Here is a 25,761-nt window from a genome sequence, read left to right on the forward strand (position 1 = left end):
TGGGCGGCCCTTTTTGTGCACGTGGATGCCCGAACGGCCGGTCAGGCGTCAACCAGCCACACGTCGGATCCGAAGATCTCGTAGTGGATGCGTTTGGCCGGGACTCCTGATTTCAGAGCCTGCGACCGGATCTTTCGCATGAACGGCAGCGGCCCGCACAGGTACACCGACGCATCGGCCGGGAGTGTGACGTCGTCGAGGTTCATGAACCCTTCGTGCGCGCCGTCCGTGGGAGTCTCGAGCCACAACTCCAGCTCAGCCGCGTCCAGCACCTCAACGTCACGGCGCATCTGGTCACGCAAGGCCCACCGTTCAACGCTGCTCTCGGCGTGCAGAACCAGGACCTCCCGTTTGGAGTCGGTCTCCACTAGGGACCGGAGAATGGATGCGCTCGGCGTGCAGCCGATTCCCGCAGAGGCCAGGACGAGCGGATGGTCGCCGGAGTCCAGGGTGACGTCCCCGCACGGGTGGGACAGCATCACGACATCGCCGATTTCCACTGTGCGGTGTAACGCGGGGGAGACCTCGCCGTCGGCATCGAGCTTGGTGGTGAATACGCGCACCGTTGGGTCGCCGCCAGAGGAAAGCGAGTACTGCCGCACCTGGTCGATTCGGTCTGGCATGCGCACCTTCACGCTGACGTACTGGCCGGGCCGGGATGGCGTCGGGGTGGCGTCGTCTGCGGGTTCCAGGGTGAATGTCATAGCCTCGCTCCCCGCTTTCACCTTTCCGACCACGGTCCAGGGGGTCCACGGCTGACCGTTGGAGGCGGCAGAGTACAGGCCCTGCTCGATCTTGATCAGGGAATGCGCCATCAGCCAATAGACCTCGGTCCAGGCAGCCCCGATCTCTGGCGTGATGACGTCGTCGAGTTCTTCGGCGATCGCGTCGAAGAGGTGCCGATACACGATGTCATATTGGTCGGGGCGGATGCCGAGCGAAACGTGCCGGTGTGCGATTCGTGCCAGGAGTGCCTCGGGCGTGCTGTCCGGGTTCTCCACCATGTGGCGGGCGAAACCGGCGATGCTTCCGGCAAGGGCCTGTTGCTGGGAACCGTTCTTCTGGTTGGAACGGCTGAACAAGCCGTCAAGGAACTCAGGGTGGGCGGCGAACATCCGCTCGTAGAAATTCCTGGCAATGGCCGGCATGCGTTCCGTCAGGAGCGGCAGGGTTGCCGAGATGAGTGAAGATGACTGAGCTGAGAGCATGCGTTTCTCCTATTTCTGCACCGGGAACTGCGCAGCGTTGTCGCGAATACCCGGGCTCACCGGGGTATTTCTACGACGTGTAGAAGAAGCGTAACACTCCCGCGTTCTTCTCTTTCACCCGTTCGCCCGTGGCTCGGACGCGAAGGTGGGATATCGACATACACTGTGGACGTGACGCCCCCCACGCCAGCGAATGTGCGCCGCCTTGAGCTTCTGCTTCATAAGCCGTGGTTCGGGTGGTATCCACGACCGACCGTCGTTTTCGGCGGGCGGGGTCACCCCGCGCAGTGGGGAACCGGTACCTGGCAGGCGCCGGTCGATGAACCGACGACCGTGCGGGTGTTCCTCTTCAACCGGCTGTGGACGTTCGGCGTCGCTGAGTACAGCGTGGAGGTTTCCGACCGGGCGGCTCCGATCACGCTCGAGTACTCGGCGCCCTCGCTGCCCTTCCTGCGCGGACGACTCCGCATCATCGGCTCGTAACCGGGTGTCCCGCTCCTCCGCATCTGTTTGTGTTCGACATCCGGGAATGGATCTCGCCCCTCCGCGTTAAGTTGAGTCAGTGGCACTCAAGTTTCACCAGGAGGACGCATGCCAACATTCTTCGGCCCCGACGATTCGGGGAACGGATCGTTCGACGAGTTCATCGCGCGGTACCTGCACGGCCAGCACTCCGCGCGGTCTGCCCGCCCGATCGACCTCACCCGGCTGCTGAGCCGGCGTACCCAGGAGGTGCTCGCCCGGGCCGCTCGGTTCGCCGTCGAGCACGGCCACACCGATGTCGATGCCCTGCACATCCTCCGGGTGATGGTCGACCAGGCACCCATCGTTGATCCGGTGCGGAACGCCGGGGCAGACCCGGCAGCGATCATCACGGCCGCCGACCTCCGGCTGCCGGAAAACTCGTCGCCGACCGAGGACAGCGCCCCGGCGCTGACGCCCTCCGCACAGCGCGCCCTGCTCGACGCTCACCAGGTGGCTCGTGCATTCGGCTCCACCTACATCGACCCCGAGCACCTGTTCTTCGCGCTGGTCCTCAACCAGGATTCTCCCGCCGGTCAGGTACTGATGACGGCCGGGATCACCCCGGCGTCGCTCCAGGCCGGTGCGGTGAAGGCCGCACAGGGCCAGAACGGCCAGGCCGGTCCGGACGGGACGGCTGGCGAAGGCGGGCAGGCGGCATCCGCTGACGGCGCCGCAACCGCCACCCCGATGCTCGACACCTACGGGATCGACCTCACCCAGCGCGCCCGCGAGGGCAAGCTCGACCCGGTGATCGGCCGGGCCGAGGTGATCGAGCAGACCATCGAGATCCTGTCGCGGCGCACCAAGAACAACCCGGTGCTGATCGGCGAGGCCGGGGTCGGCAAGACCGCGATCGTCGACGGACTGGCGCAGGCCATCGTCGACGGCCAGGTGCCGCAGCAGCTCCGGGGCAAGCGTGTGATCGCCCTCGACCTGCCAGCCATGGTCTCCGGCACCCGCTTCCGCGGTGACTTCGAAGAGCGCCTGACCACCACGATGGACGAGATCAGCGCACACGCCGGCGAACTCATCGTCTTCATCGACGAACTGCACACCGTGGTGGGCGCCGGGGGCGGCGGCGAGGGTGGAATGGACGCCGGCAACATCCTGAAGCCCCGCCTGGCGCGCGGGGAGCTGCACGTGATCGGCGCCACGACGCTGAAGGAATACCGCCGGGTCGAGAAGGACCCGGCGCTTGAGCGGCGGTTCCAGCCGGTCACGGTGGGGGAGCCCGGCATCGAGGATGCCGTGCTGATCCTTGCCGGGCTGCAGGGCCGTTACGAGGAGCACCACGGCGTGACCTACACGGACGCGGCCATTCGCAGTGCGGTCGAGATGTCGGCGCGGTATGTCCCCGACCGTTTCCTGCCGGACAAGGCGATCGACCTGATCGACCAGGCCGGGGCGCGCCTGAGGTTGAAGCTCGGTGTGCTGGCCGGCCTGGACGACACCGAGGCCGAGCTCGACGCCCTGCGCGGGCAGCTGGCCTCCCTTGAGGCATCCAAGAACGCGGCTGTGGCCGCTGAGCGGTACGAGGAGGCCTCGGCGCTGCGCGACGAGATGGAGACGGTGAACCAGGCGCTGGAATCCGCGACAACGGATGCTGCTGCCGGCCCTGTCGCTGTGCCGGTGGTCGACGAGGCCGAAATCGCTGAAGTCATCTCCCGCTCGACCGGCATCCCGGCCGCCCGGCTCACCGCCGGCGACCGCGAACGCCTGGGACGGCTCGAAGCCGACCTGCACCAGCGGGTCATCGGACAGGACGACGGCGTGGCCATGGTCGCGAAGGCCGTGCGGCGTAACCGCACCGGCATGGGTGACTCGCGCCGCCCGGTCGGCAGCTTCCTCTTCCTCGGCCCGACCGGGGTCGGCAAGACCGAGCTCGCCAAGGCGCTGGCCGAGTCGCTGTTCGGCGACGAGAAGGCGATGCTGCGCTTCGACATGAGCGAGTTCGGCGAACGGCACACCGTCAGCCGGCTGGTCGGTGCCCCTCCGGGGTACGTCGGCTACGACGAGGCCGGCCAGCTCACCGAGCGCGTCCGGCGGAACCCCTACTCGGTGGTGCTCCTCGATGAGATCGAGAAGGCCCACCCCGACGTATTCAACCTGCTGCTGCAGGTGCTCGACGACGGACGCCTGACCGACGGCCAGGGGCGCACGGTGGACTTCCGCAACACGGTGATCATCATGACCTCGAACCTCGGTTCTGAGTTCCTGGCCAGCCGCAGTGGCGCGCTAGGGTTCGTGGCCCAGACCGACGGATCCGGCAACGGCTTCGGTTCAGAGAAGGCCCTGCGCGACCGGGTGATGGGCAAGCTCCGCGAGGCCATGCGGCCCGAGTTCCTCAACCGCATCGATGAAGTGGTGTTGTTCCAGAAGCTCGACCAGCCGCAGCTGCGGCAGATCGTGCGGCTGCTGCTCGATGCGACCCAGGCCCGCCTGGCGTCACAGGGGATCGGCCTCAGTGTTGGCGATGAGGCGGTGGACTGGGTCGCTGCACACGGCTACGAGCCCGAATACGGCGCCCGGCCGCTGCGGCGGGTCATCCAGCGCGAACTCGACGACCGCATCGCCGACCTGCTGGTTGCCTCGGAACTCGAGGCGGGTGGGCGGGTCACCGTGTCGGTGGACGGCGACGCGCTGGTCGTGAGAGCTGAACGAGAACGGATGCCGCTGGCCGCGTAACGCCGTTCGTCCGGATCACGCGGCCGGGGCTACCCAGCCCCGGCCGCATTCCAGCCGATGGCCGGTGCGATGTGCCGGGCGATGGTCTCGAGCAGGTGGGCGTTGTAGTCGACGCCCAGCTGGTTCGGCACCGTGAGCAACAGCGTGTCGGCGGCCTGCACCGCGGCATCCGCGGCCAACTCGGTGGCGATGGCGTCGGGTTCGCCGACATAACTCTTGCCGAACCGGGCGAGCCCGCCATCGAGGTAGCCGACCTGGTCGGACTGCTCGCCATCGGCCATGCCGCCGAAGTAGGCGCGGTCCACGTCGCTGACGATGGGCAGCACGCTGCGGCTCACGGAGACCCGCGGTTCACGCTCCCACCCGGCTTCGGCCCACGCCGCCCGGTAAAGCGCGATCTGCTCCGCCTGGAGCTCGTGGAACGGCACCCCGGTGTCTTCGGTCAAGAGCGTCGAGCTCATCAGGTTCATGCCCTGCTCCGCCGTCCAGACGGCGGTCTTCCGGGTGCCGGAGCCCCACCAGATGCGCTCCCGCAGACCGGCGGACTGCGGCTGGATCATGAGCGCCCCTGAGGTGCCGGTCATCTGCGGGTTGGCCTGGGCGATGCCCGCCCCGTCGATGGCGGCGAGGAAGAGCTCCGTGTGTGCCCGGGCCATGCCGGCATCCGTCATGCCCTCCGCCGGGACGTGGCCGAAGGTCTCATACCCCCGCAGCGCCGTTTCGGGTGAGCCCCGGCTGATACCGAGTTGCAGTCGGCCGTCGCTGATCAGGTCGGTGGCCGCCGCCTCCTCCGCGGCATAGAGCGGATTCTCGTAGCGCATGTCGACAACGCCGGTACCGATTTCGATCCGGCTGGTGCGCGCCGCCATCGCCGCCAGCAGGGGGAACGGTGAGGCCAGCTGGCGCGCGAAATGGTGCACGCGCACGTACGCGCCGTCGATTCCCAACTCCTCGGCCGCCACCGCCAATTCAATGGTTTGGACCAGGGCGTCCCGGGCGGCGCGGGTCGCGCTGCCCGGTATCGGCTGCCAGTGACCGAAGGACAGGAACCCGATTCTCTTCATACCAGTGAGGGTACGCGTCATACCGCTGACAGTACGTGATGACGCCAGGCGATGGCGTGGGCCGGGTTATCGCCGGATACCGGCGAGGCTTCCGGCGACCGGCCCGGCCGGGTCGCCGACCAGGCACACGGCCCGGCGATCGCCACCGTCCCACTCGGCAGCGTCGGGCGTGAGCGCGGCGTAGTCAAGCGCTGAACGCGGGTACGGTACACCGACGAACGACTCGAACACCGAAGCGCACTCCGACTCGGCCGCAGCAGTGACCGCATCGTCGCCGGGATATGCCGTTGTGGGCATATCAAACGCCGAATAGACCTCGTAATCGTGGCCTTCCTCACACTTCACCTGTGTGAGGTCGCGCAAGAGGGTGTCAGCGGAGCCGTTCACGCAGTCGCCGACGGCCAGCGGCGCGAGCAGGGCAGCGGATGCCGCCGGTTGCGCACTCGGGAACGGTGCGTCCGGCACGTGGTCGGCGGAGCATCCGCTGAGCACGAGAACGGCGGATGCGATCATCACCGTGCACGTCAGCGCGCGCCAGGCCGGCGCAGGGCGCTGCGTCAACTGTGGACCGGGCATCCGCTTCAGTCCAACTGCAGGGCTGTGAGGGTCTCCTCGTGCAGCAGCCCGTTGGTGGCGAGGGCGGTGCCGTGCCAGGGGCCGGTGAGGCCGTCGATGGAGGTGAACCGGCCGCCGGCCTCTTCGATGATAGGGATGAGCGCGGCCATGTCATAGGGCTTCAGGTCGAACTCGCCGGCGATGTCGATGAGGCCTTCGGCCAGGAGCATGTACGCCCACATGTCGCCATAGGCCCGGTCCCGCCAGACCCGGCGGCTGAGGTCGATGAGCTGGTCGAGGTAGCCGGCGTCGTCCCACTGGGCGATGCTCTGGAAGCTGAGTGACGCATCCGCCAGGTCGCTGACTCCGGAGACACGGATGCGACGCGGCTCGGCCCCGGCCTCCTGCAGCCAGGCGCCTCCGCCGGCTTCGGCCCACCAGCGCTTGCCGAAGGCGGGGGCGCTGACCACGCCGAGAACCGGAACGCCGTCGACGGCGAGGGAGATCAGGGTGGCCCAGACGGGGACTCCGCGGAGGAAATTGGCGGTGCCGTCGATCGGGTCGATGATCCATTGTCGGCTGGCCTCGCCCGCCGTGCCGAATTCTTCGCCGAAGAAGGCGTCGTCCGGCCGGTGCTGCTCGACGAGCGTGCGGATGGCGAGCTCGACAGCCTTGTCGGCGTCGGTGACGTAGCTGCGGTCCGGCTTGCTGGACACCTCCAGGTCGACGGCCCTGAAGCGGTCGCGGGAGATGGCGTCCGCCGCATTGGCCAGGGCGAAGGCGAGCTCGAGGTCGGTGTCGATGGGGTGTTCTGCCGGTTGGGTCACATCCCAAGGATAGTAATTCCCCGCGAGGTGCCGGGCAGCTGCGCTGTGCGGCTGCGGGCGGTGGGCTGCTGCGCGGCCGCGGTGCGCTGCGCGGCTGCGGCTGTGGGGCGGTGCGCGGCCGTGTAGGACCGCCGTGCCTTCCGTCGTCACGCTGTGGCTACTTCCCGTCGCGCTGTGGCTACTTCCCGTCGCGCTGTGGTTCCTCCCGTCGCGCTGAGGTTCCTCCCGTCGCGCTGAGGTTTTGGCCACGCGCGGCGGATTCGACCTGTCGCGCCGCGGTTTCCTCTCTTCACGCTGCGGTTTTGGCCACGCGCGGATGGCCTGCCATGCGCGCGTGGCAAAAACCACAGCGCGAAGGGGATCGGCGGGTATGGGGTCGGTGCGGAAGGGGATCGGCGGGTATCGGCTCGGTGCGGAAGGGGATCGGCGGGTATCGGGTCGGTGCGAAGGGGGGTGGAGCGAGAGGGACGAAGGGGGTCGGCGCGAAGGGGCGGCGTGAACCGGCTGCCGGCGGTCGGGTTTCCGAACGGGAGGCGCCCGTGCGCGCCAAGATCGGTGCGTCCACGCCGGAAATGCGCAATGCGCGGGGGGACTCGCCCGGGCGGCGCGCTCGATTGGCACCGACCCGAATATGGGTGTTAGTCTTGGTCGTCGGTTCGGGTTGCTCCCGAACCGAATGTCTGCACCTCTAGCTCAATTGGCAGAGCAACTGACTCTTAATCAGTGGGTTCCGGGTTCAAGTCCCGGGGGGTGCACCAGGTAGTGCGAGGAAGACCCGGTCGGATGATTTCGACCGGGTCTTCCTTCGTTGCGACGATCGCGAGCATCCGCTTGATGCAGGGCGGTGATCCGTGATGTTTTGGCGCCTGAGCGTCGCCGCTGGTGCAGGTGAATCAGCATGCCTCACTCGCTGAGCCGCCCCCAGCCCGAACGGGGGTAGTGGCTTAACGCGTTAAACCGGGTTGTATAGGTGGTGGGCTGCCGTATGTCTCTATTCGGGTTAGAGATGAACGGGAGACCCCGATATAGGATCGGCCCCCGGGAGCGCTCGTCGTGACCGGGGGCCTTTCTTGTCTCTGGAGTGCCGTTAGCGTGACTGCCGGCGTTTCCCGACTTTCGGCTGGCCCTTCACGGCGGGCGCCCTGCCCTTGCCCTTCGAAGCCTTGGCCTTGCCGCCGGCCTGCGGGGCGAACGCGCGGCCCGGCCGCGCCGTGCCGGCCAGCGTCGCGCGCGCCTCGACCAAGAACGCCGCTCCAGCCTCTGTCAGGACGAAATCGTGCGTGGTGCGGTCGATCAGCTGCACCCCCAACTCGGTCTCGAGCTTTGTAACGGATGCGCCCAGCACGGACGGCGTGAGGGTGACTTTCTTTGCGGCTCGGCCCAGATTGAGCTCCTCTGCGACGGCGATGAAATGCCGGAGTCGGGCGTTGTCCACGGGACACCTTTCGTTGGGCCGTTCCTCGAACGGCTCGCCATACAGGCTACGCGCCCCTGCGCAGAGCCGGAGCCCCGGCCACGCATCGGGCGTGCGGAGCCCACCGTTACGATCAAGGCATGACCGCGTTCCCGAATTCGCTGCCGGCGCCCGCCCATCCAGACCCGCGCGACGCTCCGGTACTGCGCTGGGGCATCCTCGGCCCCGGTCTCATCGCCGGGCACTTCGTGGCCGCGCTGATGAAACACACCGGCCAACAGGTCACCGCCGTCGCCTCGCGCACCGCGCAGCGTGCTGCCGACTTTGCCGACTCGTACGGCATCGCGCAGTCATATGGGTCCTACGAGGACCTCCTCGCCGACGACACCGTCGACGCCGTCTACATTGCCACTCCGATGAGCGAGCACTACGCCCAGACGGTCATGTGCGTCCAGGCGGGAAAGCACGCCCTGGTCGAGAAATCGTTCATGCGCACGGCAGCAGAAGCCGTCGAGGTGCGCGAGCTCGCCCGTGCCGGTGACGTCTTCGTCATGGAGGCGATGAAGACCCGTTACATCCCGCAGGTACAGGTGATCGACCGGTTGCTCGCCGACGGTGTGTTCGGCACCGTCGACTCCGTCGTCGCCCAATACGGCGGCGTTGTGCCGTTCCAGGCCGGCCACCGCGTGTTCGACCCGGCGCTCGGCGGCGGTGTTCTGCTCGACATCGGTGTCTACCCGCTCTCGTTCGCCTACACGGTCCTCGGTGCGTTCACGTCGGTGAAGGCCTCCGGAACCCTCGCCGCCTCCGGGGTGGATGACTCGGCATCTGCGGTGCTGACGACCGAGAGCGGCGCCCGCGCGCTGGTTGAGACAACATTGCGAGCCAGCACGCCGATCAGGGCGAGTATCAACGGGTCGCTTGCCCGGGTCGAGAGTGGCGAACCATTCCATAATCCATCACCGCTTTCGCTCATCTCCGCCGACGGCCTTCGGCGGCTGGACTGGAACGACCAGCGATACCCCGGCCGCGAGTGCCTCGCCTTCGAGGCCAGCGCGATGGCCCGTTATGTGGCGGACGGCCTCACCGAGTCGCCGGTGCACGGACTCGACGACAGCGTGGCGATCATGACACTGCTCGACGAGATGCGGCGCCAGGTGGGGGCACGGTTCACCGACGAACTCTGAGCAGACGGCCGCGCCTGGGAACTGATCGTCATCTTCCCGCGGGCACAGCGCTATCTCGCCCCGCCGGCGCCGCCCTCCGCCAGATACGCCAGGCGGTGCAGCGTCTCGGTGTTGCGGGCACGGATGACGACGTCGCTGAGGATTTTCGGTACCAGCCGCGCCGGCCCGGCGACGACGTCCTCGGTGATCCGCACCACGCATCCGTTGCCCCTCGGCTGCACGTCGATGGCGACGTGCGCCTCCCCGGCCGGCCAGCCTCGCGCCTTCAGCATCGCGTGCCGGGGCGGGTTCCACTCCAACAGCACGGTGGAATCGTCGAGCAGGGCCGGCCAGACCCCGACCGAGTGGTGGATGGTGCTGTCGACGCCCGGCCAGGAGTCGTCGACGCCGCGCATGCGTGAGGCGCCGACCACCCAGGTCGGATACAGCCACCCGTCTGCGAGCACGGTGAAGACCTGCTCCGGTGCGCAGTTCATCCGGCGATGGTTCACGGCCATGGTGTCATCCTTTCGATCCGGTGGTGCCCGGCCACCCGGTCACCGTGCTCGGTGCGGGGTCTGGTGCTGGCGCGAGGTCAGGCCCGGTGCCGATACCGAACTCGGTGCGCAGGGCCGACAACGCCGCCCGCCAGCCGCAGAGCCCGGTCACGCCAGGCCCCGGCGGAGTCGACGCCGAGCACAGGTACACGCCCGGAATCGGCGTGCGCCAGGGGTCGACGCCGAGCACCGGACGCCGGATCAGCTGCTGCATGCTGATCTCACCGGAGGCGATGTCACCGCCCACGTAGTTCGGGTTGTGATTCTCCAGGTCGCGGGCGGTGCGGCTGGCGGTGGCCAGGATCCGGTCGCGAAAGCCGGGCGCGAACCGCTCGATCTGTCGGGTGACCTGTTCCCGCTGGTCAACGGTCGAATTCCGCGGCACATGCGTGTACGCCCACAGCACCTGCTTGCCGGCCGGGGCGCGGGTGTCGTCGAACACGCTCGGCTGGGAGACCAGCACATACGGATGCTCGGCGTGGCGTCCCCGGGACACCGTGTTCTCCGCGCGCACCAGTTCCGCCCGGGTGCCGCCCACATGCAGGGTTCCGGCCGAACGCAACTGGTGGTTCGTCCACGGCACGGGCCCGTCGAGCGCGAAATCCACCTTGGCCACCGCGTTCCCATAGTGGAAGCCACCGAGCGCGGCCGCGTAGCGGACGGGAAGGGCCCCCTCGGCCAGCCCCAGCAGCGCGCGCGGCGTCACGTCGAGTAGCACCGCCCGCGCCGGCGGCAGGTCGGACAGCGCGGTGACCTCGTGGTCCGTGACAATCTCGCCGCCGTGCGCCACGATGTCGTCGGCCAATGCACGCACGATCGCACCGCTGCCGCCCTGAGGGACCGGCCAGCCGGCCGAGTGCGCATAGGTGGCCAGGGTGAGCCCGGCGCCGGCCGTGGCCAGGCTCGGCAGGGTGCGAATCGAATGCGCGAACACCCCGGTCAGGAGGGCCGGGGCGACTTCACGGCTGAAGCGCACGTTCCAGGCCGGGCTGCCCTGCTCCAGCACCCGCAGGCCGAACGCGGCGAAGAGCAGCGGATGCCGCGGCACGCGCAGCAGCTGGTCGCCGGTCAGCTCGGCCACCCCCGCGGCGTGGGCCACGAGTGGCGCGAACAGGCGGCGCCAGGCCGGGCCGTCCCGGCCGAGGCCCGATGCGGTGCGCTCCAGGTCACGCCAGGCGATCCCGGCTGCCCCGCCGGGGAGCGGATGCCCGTACGAGATGTCCGGAACCACGAGGTTGATCCGCTCGGCGAGTCCGAACCGCTGGAAGAAGTCGCTCGCGAGCGCCATCGGGTGCACCGCGGAGCAGACGTCATGGTGGAAACCGGGCAGGGTGAGCTCCTGCGTGCTCGCACCGCCGCCGATCGTCGATTCCCGCTCGTAGACCCGCACCGAGAGTCCGGCGCGGGCGAGCGTCACTGCCGCGGCGAGTCCGTTCGGGCCTGACCCCACGACAATGGCGTCAACGTCGGTGCGCACAGGATGCCGATCCCTACGCGAGGGCGCGGAGTTTCTCCAGCAGGGGGCCCGCGGCCTCGGCCAGGAACTGGTCCTGGCCGTCGTCGCCGACCTGCACCAGCGCGATGTCGGTGTAGCCGGCGTCGATGAATGCCCGCGCGCTCTCGGCGAGCGCGTCGAGGTCTGGTCCGCAGGCGATCGACTGGGCGACGTCTTCCTCGCGAACGAACTGGGATGCGCCATCGAATCCGTCGGGCGTGGGGAGGTCGGCGTTCACCGACCAGCCACCCCCGAACCAGCGGAACTGGTCGTGAGCCTGGGCGACTGCCGCCTCGCGATCGGTTCCCCAGCAGATCGGAACCTGGCCGATGAAGCGCGTCGCGCCGCTGCCGGCGACGCTTGCAGCAGCGGCGTCTGCGTGGGCGCTCCGCCATCCGTCGACCAGCTTCTTGTCGGGAACGGTGGAGATGAAGTGGTCAGACAGCGGGGCGAACCGTTCGACGGACTTCGGACCGGACACCGCGATGCCGATCGGCACACCCTCCGGCGGAACGTCCCAGAGTTTCGCGGAGTCAACGCGGAAATAGTTGCCGGCCCAGGTCACCACGTGCCCGTCGAGGAGCGAGCGGATGATGTGCACCGCCTCCTCGAGCATCTCCTGCCGCACCTCGACCGCCGGCCAGCCCTCGCCGATGACGTGCTCGTTGAGGTTCTCCCCGGCGCCGAGGCCCAGGGTGAACCGCCCATCCGAGAGCACCTGCATCGTGGCGGCCTTCTGTGCGACGACCGCCGGGTGGTAGCGCATGGTCGGGCAGGTGACATAGGTCGCCAGGTCCACCCGCTCCGTCGCCTGGGCGACGGCGCCGAGCACCGTCCAGGCATAGGGGGAGTGGCCTTGGGAGGCAAGCCAGGGTGAGTAGTGGTCGCTCGTCACCTCGAAGTCGAAACCGGCCTGTTCGGCCGCGACAGCATACCGCACGAGGTCTTTCGGGCCGCTCTGCTCCGTCATCAGGGTGTAGCCGAACCGGGTCATGCTGCCACCGTGTCACCGGTTGGGGCGCCCGTCAAGGTGCTCCCGCCCCCGTGTCACGCCGGGTATTTGATCTCCTGCAGCGCCCAGGTGTTGCCGTCCGGATCGGCGAAGAAGACGAAGCGGCCCCACGGCTGGTCGTCCACGTCGCTGGCCGCGACGCCGTTGCCCAGCAGGTGGGCCCGCGCCGCGTCGGCGTCCGCTATCACGATCTGAACCCCCTTCTGCGAACCGGGGGCCATCTCGGTGACGCCGGTGCCCAACACGATGGAACACGCCGAACCCGGCGGGGTGAGCTGCACGAAACGGAGGTTCTCGTTCACCTGGTGGTCGTGGTCGGCAGTGAATCCGACCTGGTCGACATAGAACGCCTTCGCCCGGTCGACGTCGGTGACCGGGATGGCGACGAGTTCGATCTTCCAATCCATCGTCTTCGAATTCATGGTGGTGTCCTTTCGAATCATCCTGGGTCCACGCTAGCGAGGACCACCGACACCGGGAAAGGGGATCAGCCGACCACCGGGCCAGGCGAAGGGCGCCGGCGCTAGTCGTCCATGCCGCGCGCCGCGAGCGCCTCACCGATGGCGTCAGCGGCGTACAACGACCGCACCACGACAGGCACCGCGAGCGCCCGGAGCGACCCCTGTGTTCCCCGCGCTCGCCGCGCCTCCAGCACCTCGGCGACGATCCCGGCCACCAGCGGGATGCAGCGGATCATCAGCGCGACGAGCAGGCCGATGCGGTCCGTGTCGACGAAACGGCGGAACGGGCGCAACAGGGTCTCGAATGCCCCGAGTACCGCCGTCACCGTCGTGGTGAGGGTGAACAGGGCGGCCAGGGCCACGGCGACCAGCAGCCGTCCCGCCATCAACGCGGCCACGGTCCACCCGGCGAACACCGCCTGCAGGGGAACGGCGATCACGAGCAGCCAGAGCACCGGGCTGATCTGCTGCCATGCCGGCCGGAACGGAACCCCGGCCAGCGCGTACAGGCCGACCGTCACCAGCCCGGCTGCCCCGAGCAGCCACGGCTCCTGCAACAGGCCAACCAGCACCATGCCGACGGCCAGCACCAGCAGCTTGAGCAGGGCCGACGCCCGGTGCACCAGGGACCGGCCGGGAAGGTAGAAACCGATCATGCCGTGAGCGCCCGGTATCGGCTGAGCGCGGCATCCGCTGTGTCGTCGGCCACGATTTCGCCCTCGTCGATAACGATCACCCGGTCGAAGTCGTCCAGCAGCTCGAGCTGGTGCGTCACGACGATCACCTGCTGGGTCATCTCGCGCAACAGGGTGCCGAATCGCCGGGAGTTGCGTGCATCCAGGAGAGTGGTCGGCTCGTCCGCCACCACGATCTCGGGCTCGGCGACCAGCACCGCGGCGAGGGCGAGCAGCTGCTTCTGCCCGCCGGAGAGCCGGTGGGCGGGGTGGTCGGCGTGGGCGGTGAGTCCGAAGCGCTCCAGTGCGGCAGCCGTGCGGCGTGCGATCTCCTCCGCGCCGAGGCCCCGCCGGCGCAGGGTGAACGCCACGTCCTCCTGCACGGTGGGCATCACAATCTGGTTGTCGGGGTTGGTGAAGATGAATCCGACCGTGCGGCGCACCTCGCGGGCCTGCCGGGAGACGTCCATCCCGTTGACGGTTACCGTGCCGCTGCTCGGGGCCACCAGGCCGTTGATCATCCGCGCCAGTGTCGACTTGCCGGAACCATTGGCCCCGACGATCCCGATCCGGTGCTCGGTGAGGTGCAAGCGGATGCCGCGCAGCACCGTCCGGTCGCCGAACGAGTGCGAGACGTCAGCGAACTCGATGATGCTCACGCGGTGACCGCCGGCATCCGCCGCGAGGCCTGCCGGGTCACCTGGCCGGCGCGTCGGACGCCGCGTCGGCCTGTCGTGTGACCGCGGTCGTCCCGGCGCGTCGGCGGGAGGGCAGGGGGATCAGCCCGGGGTATGCCTTGTGCACGCCCTTGGCCACCAGCACTGTCACGACGACTTTGACGATGTCGAACGGCAGGAATTTGACGCTGTCCGCCGCGGCGACCCAGAGCGGGATGCCCAGGTTGATCGCGGTGACCGGGATCCCGATCAGGTACACGGCGACGATTCCGCCGAGCGCCGTGGCGCCGATCGCGGGCAGCACGCGGTACTTCGGCAGCAGCCGGGCGGTGAAGAAGCCGATCAGTGCGGCGCCGAGCAGCCAGCCGTACGGGTAGCCGGCGGCCGGTGAGCTGGTGAACCAGACCAGTCCGCCGCGTCCACCGGACAACAGCGGAAGCCCCGCGGCGGCCAGGGCAAGGAAAAGGAGCACCGCGAAGAAGCCCTTGCGCGCGCCGAGTATGGCGCCGGCGAGCATGACGCCCAGCGTTTGGAAGGTGATCGGCACGGCGACGGCGCCGAGGCTCAGCGCCCCGGGCAGTCCGAGCGCGGCGATGAGGGCGGCGAAGATCGCAATCTGGGCGAGGTCGCGGGAGGTGAATGTTCGAGCGGTCATGCTCATCAATCTAGGATCCGGCAATGCCGCCATGCCGAGGAAAATCTACAAAGAAAGTGGCGAAACTCTATAACCTGTTGGGCTAAGCGGACCATCCACGGCCCGCGGCTGTCGCACCGGCGCTTTCCGCGGTGCCCTACGAAAGGAATCGACCATGAGTTTCATTGGCTTCCTCATTCTCGGCCTGATTGCCGGCGCCATCGCCAAGGCGATCCTGCCCGGCAGGCAGGGTGGCGGCTGGTTCATCACGCTGCTGCTCGGCGTGGTGGGCGCACTTCTCGGCGGCTGGCTGGCCAGCCTGCTCTTCAACATCGACATGGGTGGGTTCTTCGACATCCGCTCCTGGCTGATCGCGATCGTCGGCTCGATCATCGTGCTGCTGATCTACGGCCTCATCACCCGCAACCGCACCACTACGACCTAAGACGCCGCGACGACAGGAGGGGCCGGCAACTGTGCCGGCCCCTTTTCTGTGCGGTCCACGCTTACTGCGTCACCTGCTGGGTCGGCGAGGCGGTGCCGGCCATGATGGCATCCGCTGCCCGCACCAGTGCCAGGTGGGAGAACGCCTGCGGTGTGTTGCCGGCCTGGTGTCCGTTTTCGACGTCGTATTCCTCGGACAGGAGTCCGACATCGTTGGCCAGGCCCAGCAGCCGGTACATCAGCTCCTCAGCGTCGTCCATCCGCCCGCAGGTGGCGTATTGCTCAACCAGCCAGAACGAGCAGGCCAGGAACGGATGCTCGCCGGGCGGCAGACCGTCCACCGAGCTGTGGGTGAGGTACCTCATCAGCAGCCCGTTGCGGAGCAGGTCTTCCTCGATGGCCGCGACGGTGCCCATCATCCGCGGGTCCATCGGCTCACAGAAACCGACCTGGGGGAGCACCAGCAACGACGCATCCACCTGCTCGCTGCCGAAGAACTGGGTGTAACTGTTGCGTGCCCGGTTGAAGCCGCGGTCTTCGATGTCGCGTCGCACCTGGTCGCGGATGGCGGTCCACCGCTTGAGCGGGCCATCCAGCCCGAATTCGGTGATGCCGCGCACAGCACGGTCGAAGGCCGCCCAGACCATCACCCGGGAGTGGGTGAATTCGCGCGCCGGGCCGCGTACCTCCCAGAGCCCCTGGTCCGGCCGGCGCCAGTTCTGCTCCAGGAAGGCCATCAGCGCACGCTGCAGCGGCCAGGAGAACTCACCCTCCTCGATCCCGGCGATGCGCGCCGCGTGGAGCGCGACCATCACCTCGCCGATCACATCGGACTGGAACTGGCTGACGGCGGCGTTGCCCACCCGCACCGGCGTGGAATCGCGGTACCCCGGCAGGCTGGTCAGCTCGCGCTCGGGCAGGTACCGTTCCCCGGCCAGGCCGTACATGATCTGCACGTCGTTCGGGTCACCGGCGATCGCCCGCAGCAGCCACATCATCCATCGCTCGGCTTCGCCTTCGTAGCCGTGCGACAGCAGCACCTCCAGGGTGAGGGCGGCGTCACGCAACCAGACGTAGCGGTAGTCCCAGTTGCGGTTGCCGCCGAAACTCTCCGGCAGCGACGTGGTCGCTGCCGCGACGATGCCGCCGGTGGACTCATGCGTGAGCGCGCGGAGGACCAGCATCGACCGGGTCACCTCGGCGCGGAACGGGCCCTCGGACGGGCTCTGCCGTGCCCAGTCGGCCCACCATGCGGCGGTGCGCTCCATCGCCTCGCCCACGTCGACCGGGCCAGGGGTGGCCCGGTGCGAGGGATACCAGGTCATCTGGATGTCGACACTCTCGTCGGCGGCCACGGTGAATTCCGACACGTGCCGGTGGTCTGACGCGCGCAGCTTGGGTCCACGCACCACGATGGCGTCCGGCCCGGCCACGGCGACCAACCCGTCCTCCTGCCTCAGCTGCCGTACCCACGGCACGGTCGATGCGTATCCGAAGCGGATGCGCAGGTCCTGGATCATTTCGACGGATCCGGACAGTCCCCGCACCACCCGGACCACGTCCGCCCGGCGATCGCTGTGCGGCATCAGGTCGATCACCTCCACGCTGCCGGTGGCCGTGGTCCAGACAGTGGAGAGGATGAAGGTGTCGCCGAGGTAGGAGCGGCGTGCTGTGGCGTCGAGGTCGGCCGGGCGGAGCAGCCAGCGCCCGTGCTCCTCATTCCCGAGAAGGGCGCCGAACATCGAAGCGGAGTCGTAGCGCGGAAGGCAGAGCCAGTCGATACTGCCGTCCTTGCCCACCAACGCGGCCGAGTGACAGTCGCTGATCAGGGCATAATCCTCAATGTTCAGTGCCATCTGCCCATACTGACACTACGTTGGGGAGATGACGCAGCCCGCTTCCACGCTTCTGATTCTCGGTGCCGGCGGGGACCTGTCCGCCCGCCTCCTGTTGCCGGCCCTGGGGCAACTGCTTGCCAAACGGCCGGAGCTGGCGGTGACCCTGGTCGGCGCCGGGCGTGAAGAGTTCTCACCCGCCGCCTGGCGGGACACCCTCAGAAAGTCGTTCGCGACGGCCGGGGCCAGTGGCGATGCGGTGGACGCGCTCATCAAATCCGCTGTCTACAAGCAGGCAGACGTGACGCAGGCCGCGGAGATGCAGCGGCTGCTCGGCCTGTGCGCCGGAACGCCGTCGATCTATTTCGCGCTCCCGCCCGCCGTCACGGAGCGTGTGTGTGCGGCGCTCGGTGACCTGACGCTGCCGGCCGGGACCCAGCTGGCACTGGAGAAGCCGTTCGGCGTTGATGAGGCCAGCGCCGCGGAACTCAATGCGATGCTGGCGAAGCTGGTCCCGGAGAACCAGATCCACCGGGTCGATCACTTCCTGGGCCGCTCGACGGTGTTCAACCTGATGGGGCTGCGGTTCGCGAACCGGATCTTCGAGCCGCTCTGGAACAGCGAGAACATCGAGCGGGTGGACATCGTCTACGACGAGCAGCTCGGGCTCGAGGGCCGCGCCGGTTACTACGACCAGGCCGGCGCCCTGGTCGACATGATCCAGAGCCACCTGCTGCAGGTGATGTCGATCCTCGCAATGGAGCCGCCGTCGACCCTCGATGCCGTGGATCTCCGGGACGCCAAGGGAGCCGTGCTCCGTGCGACCCGGCTGCGGAACGGGTCGCCGAAACGGTCGAGCCGGCGCGGCCGGTACACGGCGGGGACGGTCGACGGGCGGAAGTTGCCCGCCTACGTCGATTCGCCAGGGGTGGATCCGAACAACGGCACCGAGACGCTCGCCGAGGTCACCTTCGAAATCGACAACTGGCGCTGGGCCGGGGTGCCGTTCACGTTGCGGTCCGGGAAGGCGCTCGCCGCCCGGCGCCGCGAGATCGTGATCACGTTCAAGGCGGTGCCGCACCTGCCGACCGGGCTGCGTGGGCTGACGGATCCGACCGTGCTCCGCATCTTCCTCGCGCCGGACGAGATGTCGCTCGAGCTCAACATCAACGGTCCGGGGGATCCGTTGCAGTTGGAACGGGTCAGCCTGGGGGCGACGTTCGGGCCTGGGCAGTTGCTGGCCTACGGCGAGGTGCTGGAGGGGATCTTCGAGGGCGACCCGTCGCTGTCGGTGCGGGGTGACACGGCCGAGCAGTGCTGGAGGATCGTGGCGCCCGTGCTCAAGGCCTGGCGTGACGGCGACGTTCCGCTGGACTCCTATCCGGCGGGAAGCGCCGGACCCGATGGCTGGGCCGCCATCCGCTGACCCGGCTTGAGTCCGCTAAGCGACGAGGCGGGCGCGCTCTGGTTCGCCGGCGGCCTGGTAGGCCGGAATCCGCACCGGGGCGTTGACCGAGGCGTGTTCCGGCTCTGCCCACACCGTGATCGGGGCCGGTGTCCAGGGGAGAGCGGTCGGTTCGGCAGCGGTCTCGCCGCGCAACGTCGCCTTCTCCGTCTTCAGGAGTGTGGCGAGGACGGTGGCGATCTGCGTGGACTTGAGGTCGTGGAAGATCACATCGGTGTCGTCGCTGCTGCGAGGAACGAGGGTCCACGAGCCGCGGGCCCCGACGATTTCCGCGAGTTTGCTGTTCAGCAGCTCGAAGATGTGCTCGTCGCTCAGCTCGGGGGCTGGCGCCTGGACGACAGGTGCGACACGACGTCGACGACCGAACATGGGGGCCCCTTTCAAACGGAACGATGGCACTGGTACCAGTGTCGGGGACGACGCCGCTCCGCACCTGCTGACACGCCGAAGATTCAACCGGCTAATGAGGCTTTTATCGCCCGGGGCTCGAGTCGGTGTCGAGTCAGTGTTCGATTCTGCGCTCGTTGGCGTCTTCGATGACGGTGCCGATGGCCACGGCGGCGCTGAGCGCCCAGCCGATCCACAGCAGCAGCAACCGCCAGTCCCGCGGACCGTGCCGGGTCGCCTGTACCGCGTTCCAGCCGCCAGACACGACGCCGAGCATTGCACTGCTGAAGATGAACTTTCGCATGGTGGCCTCCTGCTACTAACGTACCCGGGTGTTCGCGGATCCCGCAGGGGTCGGCGGCGGACTACAGGTGCTTCACCCCATCCCGACGAAGGGACGATGTGCGTACAGTCCTGGTCGGTGCGGTCCTGTTCCTCGTGGGCTGTGTGTCGATCGTGACCGGTCTGCTGCCCTGGCCGGACGTCGCGGAGCTTGCCATCCGGGTCTGGCCGATTCTCACCTTTGTCGTCGCCATCACTGTCGTCGCCGAGCTGTCCGCTGAGGCGGGTCTGTTCCGTTTTGTGTCGCGGATCGCCTGGTGCGCTGGGCGGGCGGGCGCACCTGGGCGTTGTGGCTGCTTGTCGTCGCGCTGGCTGTGGCGAGCACCGTGTACCTGTCCCTGGACACCACCGCGGTCCTGTTGACGCCTGTCGTGGGTCGGCGCGACCGGGGCGAACGCGATCAACAACCTGCCCGCGTACCTCGCGCTCGAACCGGCCGCCGGGTCTCCACTTCGACTGGTGGCCGTGTTGATCGGAGTGAACGCCGGGCCCCTGATCACCCCGTGGGCGTCGCTGGCGACGCTGCTCTGGCACCAGCGGCTGGCGAGTCTGGAGAGCAGATCCGGTGGTCACGCTACGTGGTGCTCGGCGTGGTGCTGGCCCCGGTGACCGTCGTCCTGGCCACCCTCTCCCTGTCTGCGGTGGCCGGTTAGTCGGGGCCCCGGCTGCGAGCTCCCCGCGAATCTGACCGATCGTGCAGGATCTGACCGATCGGTCAGGGTAGCCTCGATCCGTGACCCTTGACGCACCGCACGCCGCCTCCCGCCCCACGACCAGCGACGAACTGCGCGCAATCGCGCTCGAACAGTTCGCATCCGTCGGTTTCGCCGGCACCTCGCTGCAACAGATAGCGGATGCCGCCGGGTTCTCGAAGTCGAGCGTGCTGTACCACTTCGCGTCGAAGGAGGCGCTGCTCCAGGACGTCATCACGCCCGCCATCGACCAGCTGGAGGTGATGCTCGACCGCTTCGCGGGGGCATCGGACCCCGCAAAGGGCCGGGCGCGGTTCGTCGACGACTTCATCGACTTCCTGCTCCGGTACCGACTCGAGGTGCACACCTTCATCAACCAGGGTCAATCGCTCCGCGGCATCCCGGTGATCGACCGGGCCGGCCGGCTCATCGTGAGGCTCTCGGAAACGCTCTGCGACGAGACCGCAAGCACCGAAGACCGGCTGCGCCTCGGGATCGCCCTCGGCGGGGCCGCATACACGCTGGTCGCCGGCGCGACCTTCTTCGAAGACGAGATCGCCCCGGCCGATGAGATCCGCACCGCGCTTCTCACCGTCGTCACCGAACTGCTGGCCCCGGTCACCGTGGCCACTGGCCCCCGCACCGACCGAAACCAGAAGGCGTAACACCATGGCCATCCTCCTGCAACGCATCGGACGGTTCGCATTCCGTCGCGCCTGGCTCGTCATCGGCATCTGGGTCGTCGTGCTCGGCGGGATCCTCGGCGGTGGCTTCGCCCTCGGCGGCCAGACCCAGGAGTCTTTCGCGATCCCCGGCACCGAATCCCAGGACAGCATCGACAAGCTCGCCGCCGTCTTCCCGTCTGCGGCGGGCACGCAGGTGCAGGTGGTCTACAAAGCGCCGGACGGGGCATCCGTCTCCGACCCGCACTACAAAGGCGCCATCGACGACATGGCCGGGGCGATCGAGAAAGTCGCCGGCGTGGACACCGTGATCACGCCGTTCTCGGAGTACGCGTCCGACGCCATCTCCGCCGACAAGGGCACGGCGTTCACCCAGGTGCAGCTGAAGGGCCAGTCGACGGATGTGACGCCGCAGACGCTGGACGATCTCACCGCCACCAGTTCCATCGGCTCCGACGCGGGCCTCACCGTCGCGTTCGGCGGCCAGGTGTTCCAGGACAACACCTTCGGGATCACCGTCACCGAGGTGTTCGGCGTGCTGTTCGCCGGGGTGGTGCTGATCATCACATTCGGATCCCTTCTGGCCGCCGGCATGCCCCTGTTGATGGCCCTCATCGGCGTGGGCGTTGCCATGGGCGGCATCACCGCCGTCTCGGCGTTCGCCTCCGTCTCAAGCACCGCCCCGATGCTCGCGCTCATGCTCGGGCTGGCGGTCGGCATCGACTACTCCCTGTTCATCCTGTCCCGGCACCGCACCCAGCTGGCTCGGGGTGACGATCCAGAGGAATCGGCGGCCACCGCGGTGGCGACCGCCGGCGGCGCTGTCGTGTTCGCCGGGCTGACGGTCATCATCGCCCTCCTCGGCCTGCTCGTGGTGGGCATCCCCTTCCTGTCGGTGATGGGTGTGGCTGCCGCGTTCGCAGTGCTGGTCGCCATCTTCGTGGCGATCACGCTGCTGCCGGCGATTCTCGGGCTGGTCGGCATGCGGCTCGCGCCGAAGCCAGGCGGCCGCGCTCACCGCCGAGCGACCACCCCGGATTCCGGTCGCCCGACCCTCGGCCGGCGCTGGGTGAAGCTGGTGCTGAAGGCCCCGGTCGTCGCCGGCCTCGCCGTGGTCGCCATCCTCGGCGTGATGGCCGTCCCCGCCCTCAGCCTCGACCTCAACCTGCCCGACGGCGCCTCAGAACCGGCGGGGTCCACCCAGCACGAGGCGTTCGACCTGATCGAGCAGGGGTTCGGCCCCGGCTACAACGGTCCGCTGATCGTGGTCGTCGACATCACCCAGACCACCGACATCATGCCCGACCTCGAGACCATCGGTGCGAAGATCCGTGAACTGCCCGACGTGGCATTCGTCAGCGGCGGCCTGCCCGACCCCACCGTCGACACCGCAATCATCCAGGTCATGCCGGAGAGCGCACCGAACGCCCCGGAGACCAAGGACCTGGTTCAGGCCATCCGTGACCTCGGCCCGTCGATCGACAGCAGCCTCGGCACGCCGATCACCGTCACCGGCGCGACGGCAGTGTCGATCGACATCTCCAACCGGCTCAGCAACGCGCTGATCCCGTTCGCCCTGATCGTGGTGGGCCTCTCGATCGTCTTGCTGATGATGGTGTTCCGTTCGGTCTTCGTGCCGGTCAAGGCGGCTGTCGGCTTCCTGCTCTCCGTTTTCGCCGCGATCGGCGCCAGCGTCGCGATCTTCCAGTGGGGCTGGTTCGCCGACCTGCTCGGTGTGGAGAACCCCGGCCCGATCCTCAGCTTCCTGCCGATCCTGCTGATGGCGGTGCTGTTCGGCCTGGCCATGGACTACGAGGTGTTCCTGGTCTCCGGAATGCGGGAGGAGTTCGTGAAGACCGGCGAGGCCCGCGAATCGGTCGTCGCCGGGTTCTCACACGCCGCGCGAGTGGTCACGGCCGCGGCCCTGATCATGTTCTTCGTCTTCTTCGCCTTCGTCCCCGAGGGTTCCGGGGCGATCAAGGGCATCGCGTTCGCGCTGGCCGTCGGAGTGTTCCTCGACGCGTTCCTGGTGCGGATGACCCTGGTGCCGGCTGCGATGGCGCTGGCGGGGACCGCTGCCTGGTGGCTGCCGTCCTGGCTGGAACGCATCCTCCCGAACGTCGATATCGAGGGGGAGAGCCTGCGGCACCACCTCGCCGATCTCGACTGGGCGAAAGCCCACTGGGGGCACGGCGACGCCATCACCGCCGACGCCGTACGGCTGGGACTGCCGGAGAGCCCGCTCGAACCGTTCGACCTGTCTGTTCCCACCGGTGCGCTAGTGTTCGTGACCGGGAGCGCCGCCGATCGCCGCGTGGTCGCGGCAACCCTGGCCGGTCGCCTCGAGCCCGTCGACGGCCGACTTCAGGTCCTCGGCGCCCCGCTGCCCTCGGAGCGGGCGCGGGCCCTCCGCACCGTTGCCCTGTGTGACCTGGGCGGCGGCGACAGTGCTTCGAACGGGCGCACGGTCGGTGAACTGATCTCCGAGCGGCTGGAACTGGGCCTGCCCTGGTTCCGCACCAGGCCGCGGCGCGCCCAGCTGGACCAGTGGCACGACAAAATCAACCGCGCACTCGGCAACGGGATCGGCCACGGGATCACCGCCCACACGACGGTGTCATCGCTCTCCGCAGAGGCCCGGGCCGCGGTGCTGGTCGCCGCGGCGCTCGCCGAGAACCCCGGAGTGGTCTTCGTCGACCTCGGTGAGAGCCCGGATACCGTGCTTCTCGCGACCGTGGCCGCAGCCCTTGCCCCCGACACGACCACAATCGTGCTCGGTGCCGGTGCCGGTGCCGGTGCCGGTGCCGCCGTCGGCCGCGACGTGGGAGGGATCGGCGGCAGGGGCATCCGTCGTCTCGAGCTGGTCGCGGCCGGCGTGACCGTGCCAGACCCCGCAGAGAGTGTTCCGGCCCCGACCGGATCCGATGACAGAGAGGCCGTGCTGCGATGAGCTCCAGGCTTGAAAAATTGTTCGGCCGCACACCGAGGCAGCGCCGGGTGTCGTTCGGAGCGGTGCTGGCCGGGCTCGTCATCGTGCCGCTGGCGGTCGGCGGCCTCTTCGCCGGTGCGCTGGCGTCGGCCGACCAGAGGATCGACACCATCCCGGCGATCGTCGTGAACAACGACACCATGGTGAACCTGCCCCAGCCCGACGGCACCACCACGCCGGTGCTCGCCGGCCGGCAACTGGTCACCGAACTCACCGGCCCGCGCGCCGGCGGGGAACAATCCGCCGGATTCGACTGGACGATCTCCAACTCCGCCGACGCGGCCGACGCGCTCGCCGCCGGTGACGCCTACGCGGTGCTGACCATCCCCAGGGACTTCTCGGCCTCTGTCACCTCACTCTCCGGCAGCAGCCCGCAGCAGGCGAAGCTCGCGATCCGCACCGACGACGCGCACTCCTACCTGGCCGGCTCAGCCGCCCAATCGGTGGGAACCGCCATGACGAGCGCGTTCGGCCGTGCCATCACCGCCCAGTACCTCACCGGCTTCTACGCCCAACTCGGCACCATGGGTGAGTCACTGACCAGCGCGGCGGATGGCGCGTCGCAGGTTTCCAGCGGAGTCGACGGTCTGGCCACGGGGCTCGACTCCCTTGCAGCGGGTGCGGCGACCACGTCGTCCGGCGCCTCCTCCGCGGCCGGTGGCGCTGAGTCGTTCGCTTCCGGGGTGACGTCGTACACGCAGGGAGTTGATGCGCTGGCTACGGGCCTCGGCCGGCTCAGTTCCGGGGCGGCCGGCCTCGGGGTGCTCCGCACCGGGCTGCCCGCGTACGCCTCGGGGGTGCAGCAGAGCGCCACCGGATTCGCGCAACTGTCCCAGGGGCTGCAACCGATGCTCGCCGCCAACCGGGCCGCCATCGCCGCCGTCGTTCCGCAGGGGCCGGCCGAGGCCGCCCAGCTGGCGCAGATCGACACCCTGGTGGCGTCGTTGAACAGCCTCGGCGCCGGTCTCGACGCGCTCTCCGCCCAGAGTCCGGCGACCAGCCTGGCCGGCGGGGGAATCGGGAGCGTCGCCGACGGCATCGCGCAGAGCGCCGCCGGCGCCGCGCAACTCGCGGCCGGGTCCGGCGCGCTGCGGTCGGGAGCGTACAACCTCGCCTCCGGCGTATCCGGCCTGGCCGACGGGGTCACGCAGCTCGCGGACGGCACTGCCGCCTCCGCCGCCGGCGCCCACCAGCTGGCCGGGGGAGCGGGCACCCTCGCAACCGGGCTGACCAGCGGCGCCCGCCAGGCATCCGCTGCGGGTGACCAGGACGCCGACGCCACCGCGAAGGTGGTCTCGGAGCCGGTCACGGTGAGCACCACCCGGGCGAACGAGATCGGCTCGATCGGCCCGGTGATCGGGATGGTCGTCGTGCCCCTCGGCCTCTGGATCGGCGCGCTGGCGATCTTCCTGCTCCTGCGGCCGGTGAGCCCGCTCGCGCTGGCCTCCACGGCGTCGACCGGGCGGATCGTGTTGCGGAGCCTCGGACGGGGGTTCGGCATCGCCGCCGCACAGGCGGTGGCGATCACGCTGCTGCTGCACGCCGCCCTCGGAGTGTCGTGGGCACTGCTTCCGTCGACCCTGTCGTTCGCGCTGCTGCTCGCCCTGGTCTTCGTCGCCGTGCACCATGCCCTCACCGTGGCGTTCGGCCGGGCCGGAATCGTGGTCTCGCTGGTGCTGCTCGCGTTGCAGCTCACCTCGGCCGGCGGGCTATACCCGATCGAGATCGTCGCGAAACCATTCCAGCTGGTCAGCCCGTTCCTGCCGCTCACCTGGGCGGTGGACGGCATGCAGGCGATCGTGTCGGGCGTCGGGGGAGCGGAGGTCGCGGCATCCGCTGCGGCGCTGGCGGCGTTCGCGCTGTTCGGCGTGCTGGTCTCCCTCTGGGTGGTCGGGCGGCGCCGCGGCGCCCGCTCCTTCAGCTTCGCCCTGTCCCGCTCCTAGCCCGCCCCCACCCCCGCGAACCCGCAC

The 25,761-nt window shown here is 68.8% G+C and carries 23 protein-coding genes, 1 tRNA gene and 1 pseudogene; 10 read left to right on the plus strand and 15 right to left on the minus strand.

The features are described from left to right. Positions 1-41 precede the first annotated feature (41 nt). Positions 42-1,208 (minus strand): globin domain-containing protein, encoded by a 1,167-nt coding sequence (locus AB4Y94_RS16470; protein ID WP_441729087.1) that lies wholly within the window; start codon positions 1,206-1,208, stop codon positions 42-44. A 171-nt stretch (positions 1,209-1,379) separates the two neighbouring features. Here AB4Y94_RS16470 and AB4Y94_RS16475 point away from each other — a divergent pair, with 171 nt between their 5' ends. After that, positions 1,380-1,691, plus strand: a complete 312-nt coding sequence (locus AB4Y94_RS16475) for a hypothetical protein (RefSeq protein WP_441729088.1) — start codon at positions 1,380-1,382, stop codon at positions 1,689-1,691. Positions 1,692-1,799: 108 nt separating this feature from the next. Continuing rightward, the gene (locus AB4Y94_RS16480; protein WP_441729089.1) at positions 1,800-4,418 is read left to right on the plus strand and encodes an ATP-dependent Clp protease ATP-binding subunit; all 2,619 of its coding nucleotides are present in this window, start codon (positions 1,800-1,802) and stop codon (positions 4,416-4,418) included. Positions 4,419-4,447: 29 nt separating this feature from the next. Here the strand turns inward: AB4Y94_RS16480 and AB4Y94_RS16485 are convergent, their stop codons facing one another. The 3 genes from AB4Y94_RS16485 to AB4Y94_RS16495 form a co-directional block, all read right to left on the minus strand. Continuing rightward, positions 4,448-5,482 carry an LLM class flavin-dependent oxidoreductase gene (locus tag AB4Y94_RS16485; RefSeq protein ID WP_441729090.1) on the minus strand — a complete coding sequence of 345 codons (1,035 nt, stop codon included), beginning with the start codon at positions 5,480-5,482 and terminating at the stop codon, positions 4,448-4,450. 66 nt (positions 5,483-5,548) lie between these two features. Continuing rightward, positions 5,549-6,058 (minus strand): septum formation family protein, encoded by a 510-nt coding sequence (locus AB4Y94_RS16490; protein ID WP_441729091.1) that lies wholly within the window; start codon positions 6,056-6,058, stop codon positions 5,549-5,551. A gap of 5 nt (positions 6,059-6,063) precedes the next feature. Continuing rightward, entirely contained in the window at positions 6,064-6,864 is an 801-nt protein-coding gene (locus tag AB4Y94_RS16495; RefSeq protein ID WP_441729092.1) for an inositol monophosphatase family protein, read from the minus strand. A gap of 682 nt (positions 6,865-7,546) precedes the next feature. Between AB4Y94_RS16495 and AB4Y94_RS16500 the strand changes: the two genes are divergently transcribed. Continuing rightward, positions 7,547-7,622 (plus strand) — tRNA-Lys (locus AB4Y94_RS16500). Positions 7,623-7,951: 329 nt separating this feature from the next. On the opposite strand, the gene AB4Y94_RS16505 is transcribed toward AB4Y94_RS16500, so the two are convergent. Next, complete coding sequence (locus AB4Y94_RS16505; protein ID WP_441729093.1) at positions 7,952-8,299, minus strand: LysR family transcriptional regulator; 348 nt, start codon at positions 8,297-8,299, stop codon at positions 7,952-7,954. 119 nt (positions 8,300-8,418) lie between these two features. Here AB4Y94_RS16505 and AB4Y94_RS16510 point away from each other — a divergent pair, with 119 nt between their 5' ends. After that, complete coding sequence (locus AB4Y94_RS16510; protein WP_441729094.1) at positions 8,419-9,465, plus strand: Gfo/Idh/MocA family protein; 1,047 nt, start codon at positions 8,419-8,421, stop codon at positions 9,463-9,465. 50 nt (positions 9,466-9,515) lie between these two features. Here AB4Y94_RS16510 and AB4Y94_RS16515 read toward each other — a convergent pair whose 3' ends face one another. The 7 genes from AB4Y94_RS16515 to AB4Y94_RS16545 all read right to left on the minus strand — a co-directional run bounded on the left by AB4Y94_RS16515 (position 9,516) and on the right by AB4Y94_RS16545 (position 14,975). Next, positions 9,516-9,962, minus strand: coding sequence for an SRPBCC family protein (locus AB4Y94_RS16515; RefSeq protein WP_441729095.1), 447 nt, complete (start codon positions 9,960-9,962; stop codon positions 9,516-9,518). A gap of 4 nt (positions 9,963-9,966) precedes the next feature. Next, a complete protein-coding gene (locus tag AB4Y94_RS16520) occupies positions 9,967-11,478 on the minus strand; it encodes a phytoene desaturase family protein (RefSeq protein ID WP_441729096.1) in 1,512 nt (503 codons plus the stop codon). Positions 11,479-11,491: 13 nt separating this feature from the next. Beyond that, positions 11,492-12,490 (minus strand): TIGR03557 family F420-dependent LLM class oxidoreductase, encoded by a 999-nt coding sequence (locus AB4Y94_RS16525; RefSeq protein WP_441729097.1) that lies wholly within the window; start codon positions 12,488-12,490, stop codon positions 11,492-11,494. 53 nt (positions 12,491-12,543) lie between these two features. Beyond that, positions 12,544-12,915, minus strand: a complete 372-nt coding sequence (locus tag AB4Y94_RS16530; RefSeq protein WP_441729119.1) for a glyoxalase superfamily protein — start codon at positions 12,913-12,915, stop codon at positions 12,544-12,546. A 116-nt stretch (positions 12,916-13,031) separates the two neighbouring features. Continuing rightward, on the minus strand, positions 13,032-13,625 hold the full coding sequence (locus tag AB4Y94_RS16535) for a CbiQ family ECF transporter T component (RefSeq protein ID WP_441729098.1): 594 nt from the start codon (positions 13,623-13,625) through the stop codon (positions 13,032-13,034). Next, positions 13,622-14,302 (minus strand): energy-coupling factor ABC transporter ATP-binding protein, encoded by a 681-nt coding sequence (locus AB4Y94_RS16540; RefSeq protein WP_441729099.1) that lies wholly within the window; start codon positions 14,300-14,302, stop codon positions 13,622-13,624. The genes AB4Y94_RS16535 and AB4Y94_RS16540 overlap by 4 nt, the downstream gene beginning before the upstream one ends. Positions 14,303-14,339: 37 nt before the next feature. Further along, on the minus strand, positions 14,340-14,975 hold the full coding sequence (locus tag AB4Y94_RS16545; protein ID WP_441729100.1) for a biotin transporter BioY: 636 nt from the start codon (positions 14,973-14,975) through the stop codon (positions 14,340-14,342). 154 nt (positions 14,976-15,129) lie between these two features. On the opposite strand from AB4Y94_RS16545, the gene AB4Y94_RS16550 reads away from it, so the two are divergent. After that, positions 15,130-15,399, plus strand: a complete 270-nt coding sequence (locus AB4Y94_RS16550) for a GlsB/YeaQ/YmgE family stress response membrane protein (RefSeq protein ID WP_441729102.1) — start codon at positions 15,130-15,132, stop codon at positions 15,397-15,399. A 61-nt stretch (positions 15,400-15,460) separates the two neighbouring features. Here AB4Y94_RS16550 and AB4Y94_RS16555 read toward each other — a convergent pair whose 3' ends face one another. After that, on the minus strand, positions 15,461-17,254 hold the full coding sequence (locus AB4Y94_RS16555; protein WP_441729103.1) for a glycoside hydrolase family 15 protein: 1,794 nt from the start codon (positions 17,252-17,254) through the stop codon (positions 15,461-15,463). Between the two features lie 28 nt (positions 17,255-17,282). Here AB4Y94_RS16555 and AB4Y94_RS16560 point away from each other — a divergent pair, with 28 nt between their 5' ends. Next, positions 17,283-18,659: a glucose-6-phosphate dehydrogenase gene (locus AB4Y94_RS16560; RefSeq protein WP_441729104.1), complete on the plus strand. Its 1,377-nt coding sequence runs from the start codon at positions 17,283-17,285 to the stop codon at positions 18,657-18,659. A gap of 15 nt (positions 18,660-18,674) precedes the next feature. On the opposite strand, the gene AB4Y94_RS16565 is transcribed toward AB4Y94_RS16560, so the two are convergent. Together AB4Y94_RS16565 and AB4Y94_RS16570 are read right to left on the minus strand one after the other, a co-directional pair. Further along, on the minus strand, positions 18,675-19,067 hold the full coding sequence (locus AB4Y94_RS16565; protein ID WP_441729105.1) for a hypothetical protein: 393 nt from the start codon (positions 19,065-19,067) through the stop codon (positions 18,675-18,677). A gap of 133 nt (positions 19,068-19,200) precedes the next feature. Then, entirely contained in the window at positions 19,201-19,389 is a 189-nt protein-coding gene (locus AB4Y94_RS16570; protein WP_441729106.1) for a hypothetical protein, read from the minus strand. Between the two features lie 401 nt (positions 19,390-19,790). Here AB4Y94_RS16570 and AB4Y94_RS16575 point away from each other — a divergent pair. The 4 genes and pseudogenes from AB4Y94_RS16575 to AB4Y94_RS16590 all read left to right on the plus strand — a co-directional run. After that, positions 19,791-20,080: pseudogene (locus tag AB4Y94_RS16575) on the plus strand (ArsB/NhaD family transporter); the annotation flags it as partial. An 80-nt stretch (positions 20,081-20,160) separates the two neighbouring features. Beyond that, entirely contained in the window at positions 20,161-20,784 is a 624-nt protein-coding gene (locus AB4Y94_RS16580; RefSeq protein ID WP_441729107.1) for a TetR/AcrR family transcriptional regulator, read from the plus strand. 4 nt (positions 20,785-20,788) lie between these two features. Next, a complete protein-coding gene (locus AB4Y94_RS16585; protein ID WP_441729108.1) occupies positions 20,789-23,752 on the plus strand; it encodes an MMPL family transporter in 2,964 nt (987 codons plus the stop codon). Further along, the gene (locus tag AB4Y94_RS16590) at positions 23,749-25,734 is read left to right on the plus strand and encodes a YhgE/Pip family protein (RefSeq protein WP_441729109.1); all 1,986 of its coding nucleotides are present in this window, start codon (positions 23,749-23,751) and stop codon (positions 25,732-25,734) included. The genes AB4Y94_RS16585 and AB4Y94_RS16590 overlap by 4 nt, the downstream gene beginning before the upstream one ends. Positions 25,735-25,761: the final 27 nt, after the last annotated feature.

Origin of the sequence: Glaciibacter sp. 2TAF33 (genome assembly GCF_052114945.1) — a bacterium.
Lineage (GTDB): Bacteria > Actinomycetota > Actinomycetes > Actinomycetales > Microbacteriaceae > Cryobacterium.

Coding starts and splice junctions, on each gene's coding strand:
- AB4Y94_RS16525 (WP_441729097.1), bottom strand. CDS start 12,490: ATGACCCGGTTCGGCTACACCCTGATGACGGAGCAGAGCGGCCCGAAA.
- AB4Y94_RS16560 (WP_441729104.1), top strand. CDS start 17,283: ATGACGCAGCCCGCTTCCACGCTTCTGATTCTCGGTGCCGGCGGGGAC.
- AB4Y94_RS16530 (WP_441729119.1), bottom strand. CDS start 12,915: ATGGATTGGAAGATCGAACTCGTCGCCATCCCGGTCACCGACGTCGAC.
- AB4Y94_RS16490 (WP_441729091.1), bottom strand. CDS start 6,058: ATGCCCGGTCCACAGTTGACGCAGCGCCCTGCGCCGGCCTGGCGCGCG.
- AB4Y94_RS16570 (WP_441729106.1), bottom strand. CDS start 19,389: ATGCGAAAGTTCATCTTCAGCAGTGCAATGCTCGGCGTCGTGTCTGGC.
- AB4Y94_RS16565 (WP_441729105.1), bottom strand. CDS start 19,067: ATGTTCGGTCGTCGACGTCGTGTCGCACCTGTCGTCCAGGCGCCAGCC.
- AB4Y94_RS16485 (WP_441729090.1), bottom strand. CDS start 5,482: ATGAAGAGAATCGGGTTCCTGTCCTTCGGTCACTGGCAGCCGATACCG.
- AB4Y94_RS16510 (WP_441729094.1), top strand. CDS start 8,419: ATGACCGCGTTCCCGAATTCGCTGCCGGCGCCCGCCCATCCAGACCCG.
- AB4Y94_RS16555 (WP_441729103.1), bottom strand. CDS start 17,254: ATGGCACTGAACATTGAGGATTATGCCCTGATCAGCGACTGTCACTCG.
- AB4Y94_RS16470 (WP_441729087.1), bottom strand. CDS start 1,208: ATGCTCTCAGCTCAGTCATCTTCACTCATCTCGGCAACCCTGCCGCTC.
- AB4Y94_RS16590 (WP_441729109.1), top strand. CDS start 23,749: ATGAGCTCCAGGCTTGAAAAATTGTTCGGCCGCACACCGAGGCAGCGC.
- AB4Y94_RS16545 (WP_441729100.1), bottom strand. CDS start 14,975: ATGACCGCTCGAACATTCACCTCCCGCGACCTCGCCCAGATTGCGATC.
- AB4Y94_RS16585 (WP_441729108.1), top strand. CDS start 20,789: ATGGCCATCCTCCTGCAACGCATCGGACGGTTCGCATTCCGTCGCGCC.
- AB4Y94_RS16550 (WP_441729102.1), top strand. CDS start 15,130: ATGAGTTTCATTGGCTTCCTCATTCTCGGCCTGATTGCCGGCGCCATC.
- AB4Y94_RS16515 (WP_441729095.1), bottom strand. CDS start 9,962: ATGGCCGTGAACCATCGCCGGATGAACTGCGCACCGGAGCAGGTCTTC.
- AB4Y94_RS16535 (WP_441729098.1), bottom strand. CDS start 13,625: ATGATCGGTTTCTACCTTCCCGGCCGGTCCCTGGTGCACCGGGCGTCG.
- AB4Y94_RS16480 (WP_441729089.1), top strand. CDS start 1,800: ATGCCAACATTCTTCGGCCCCGACGATTCGGGGAACGGATCGTTCGAC.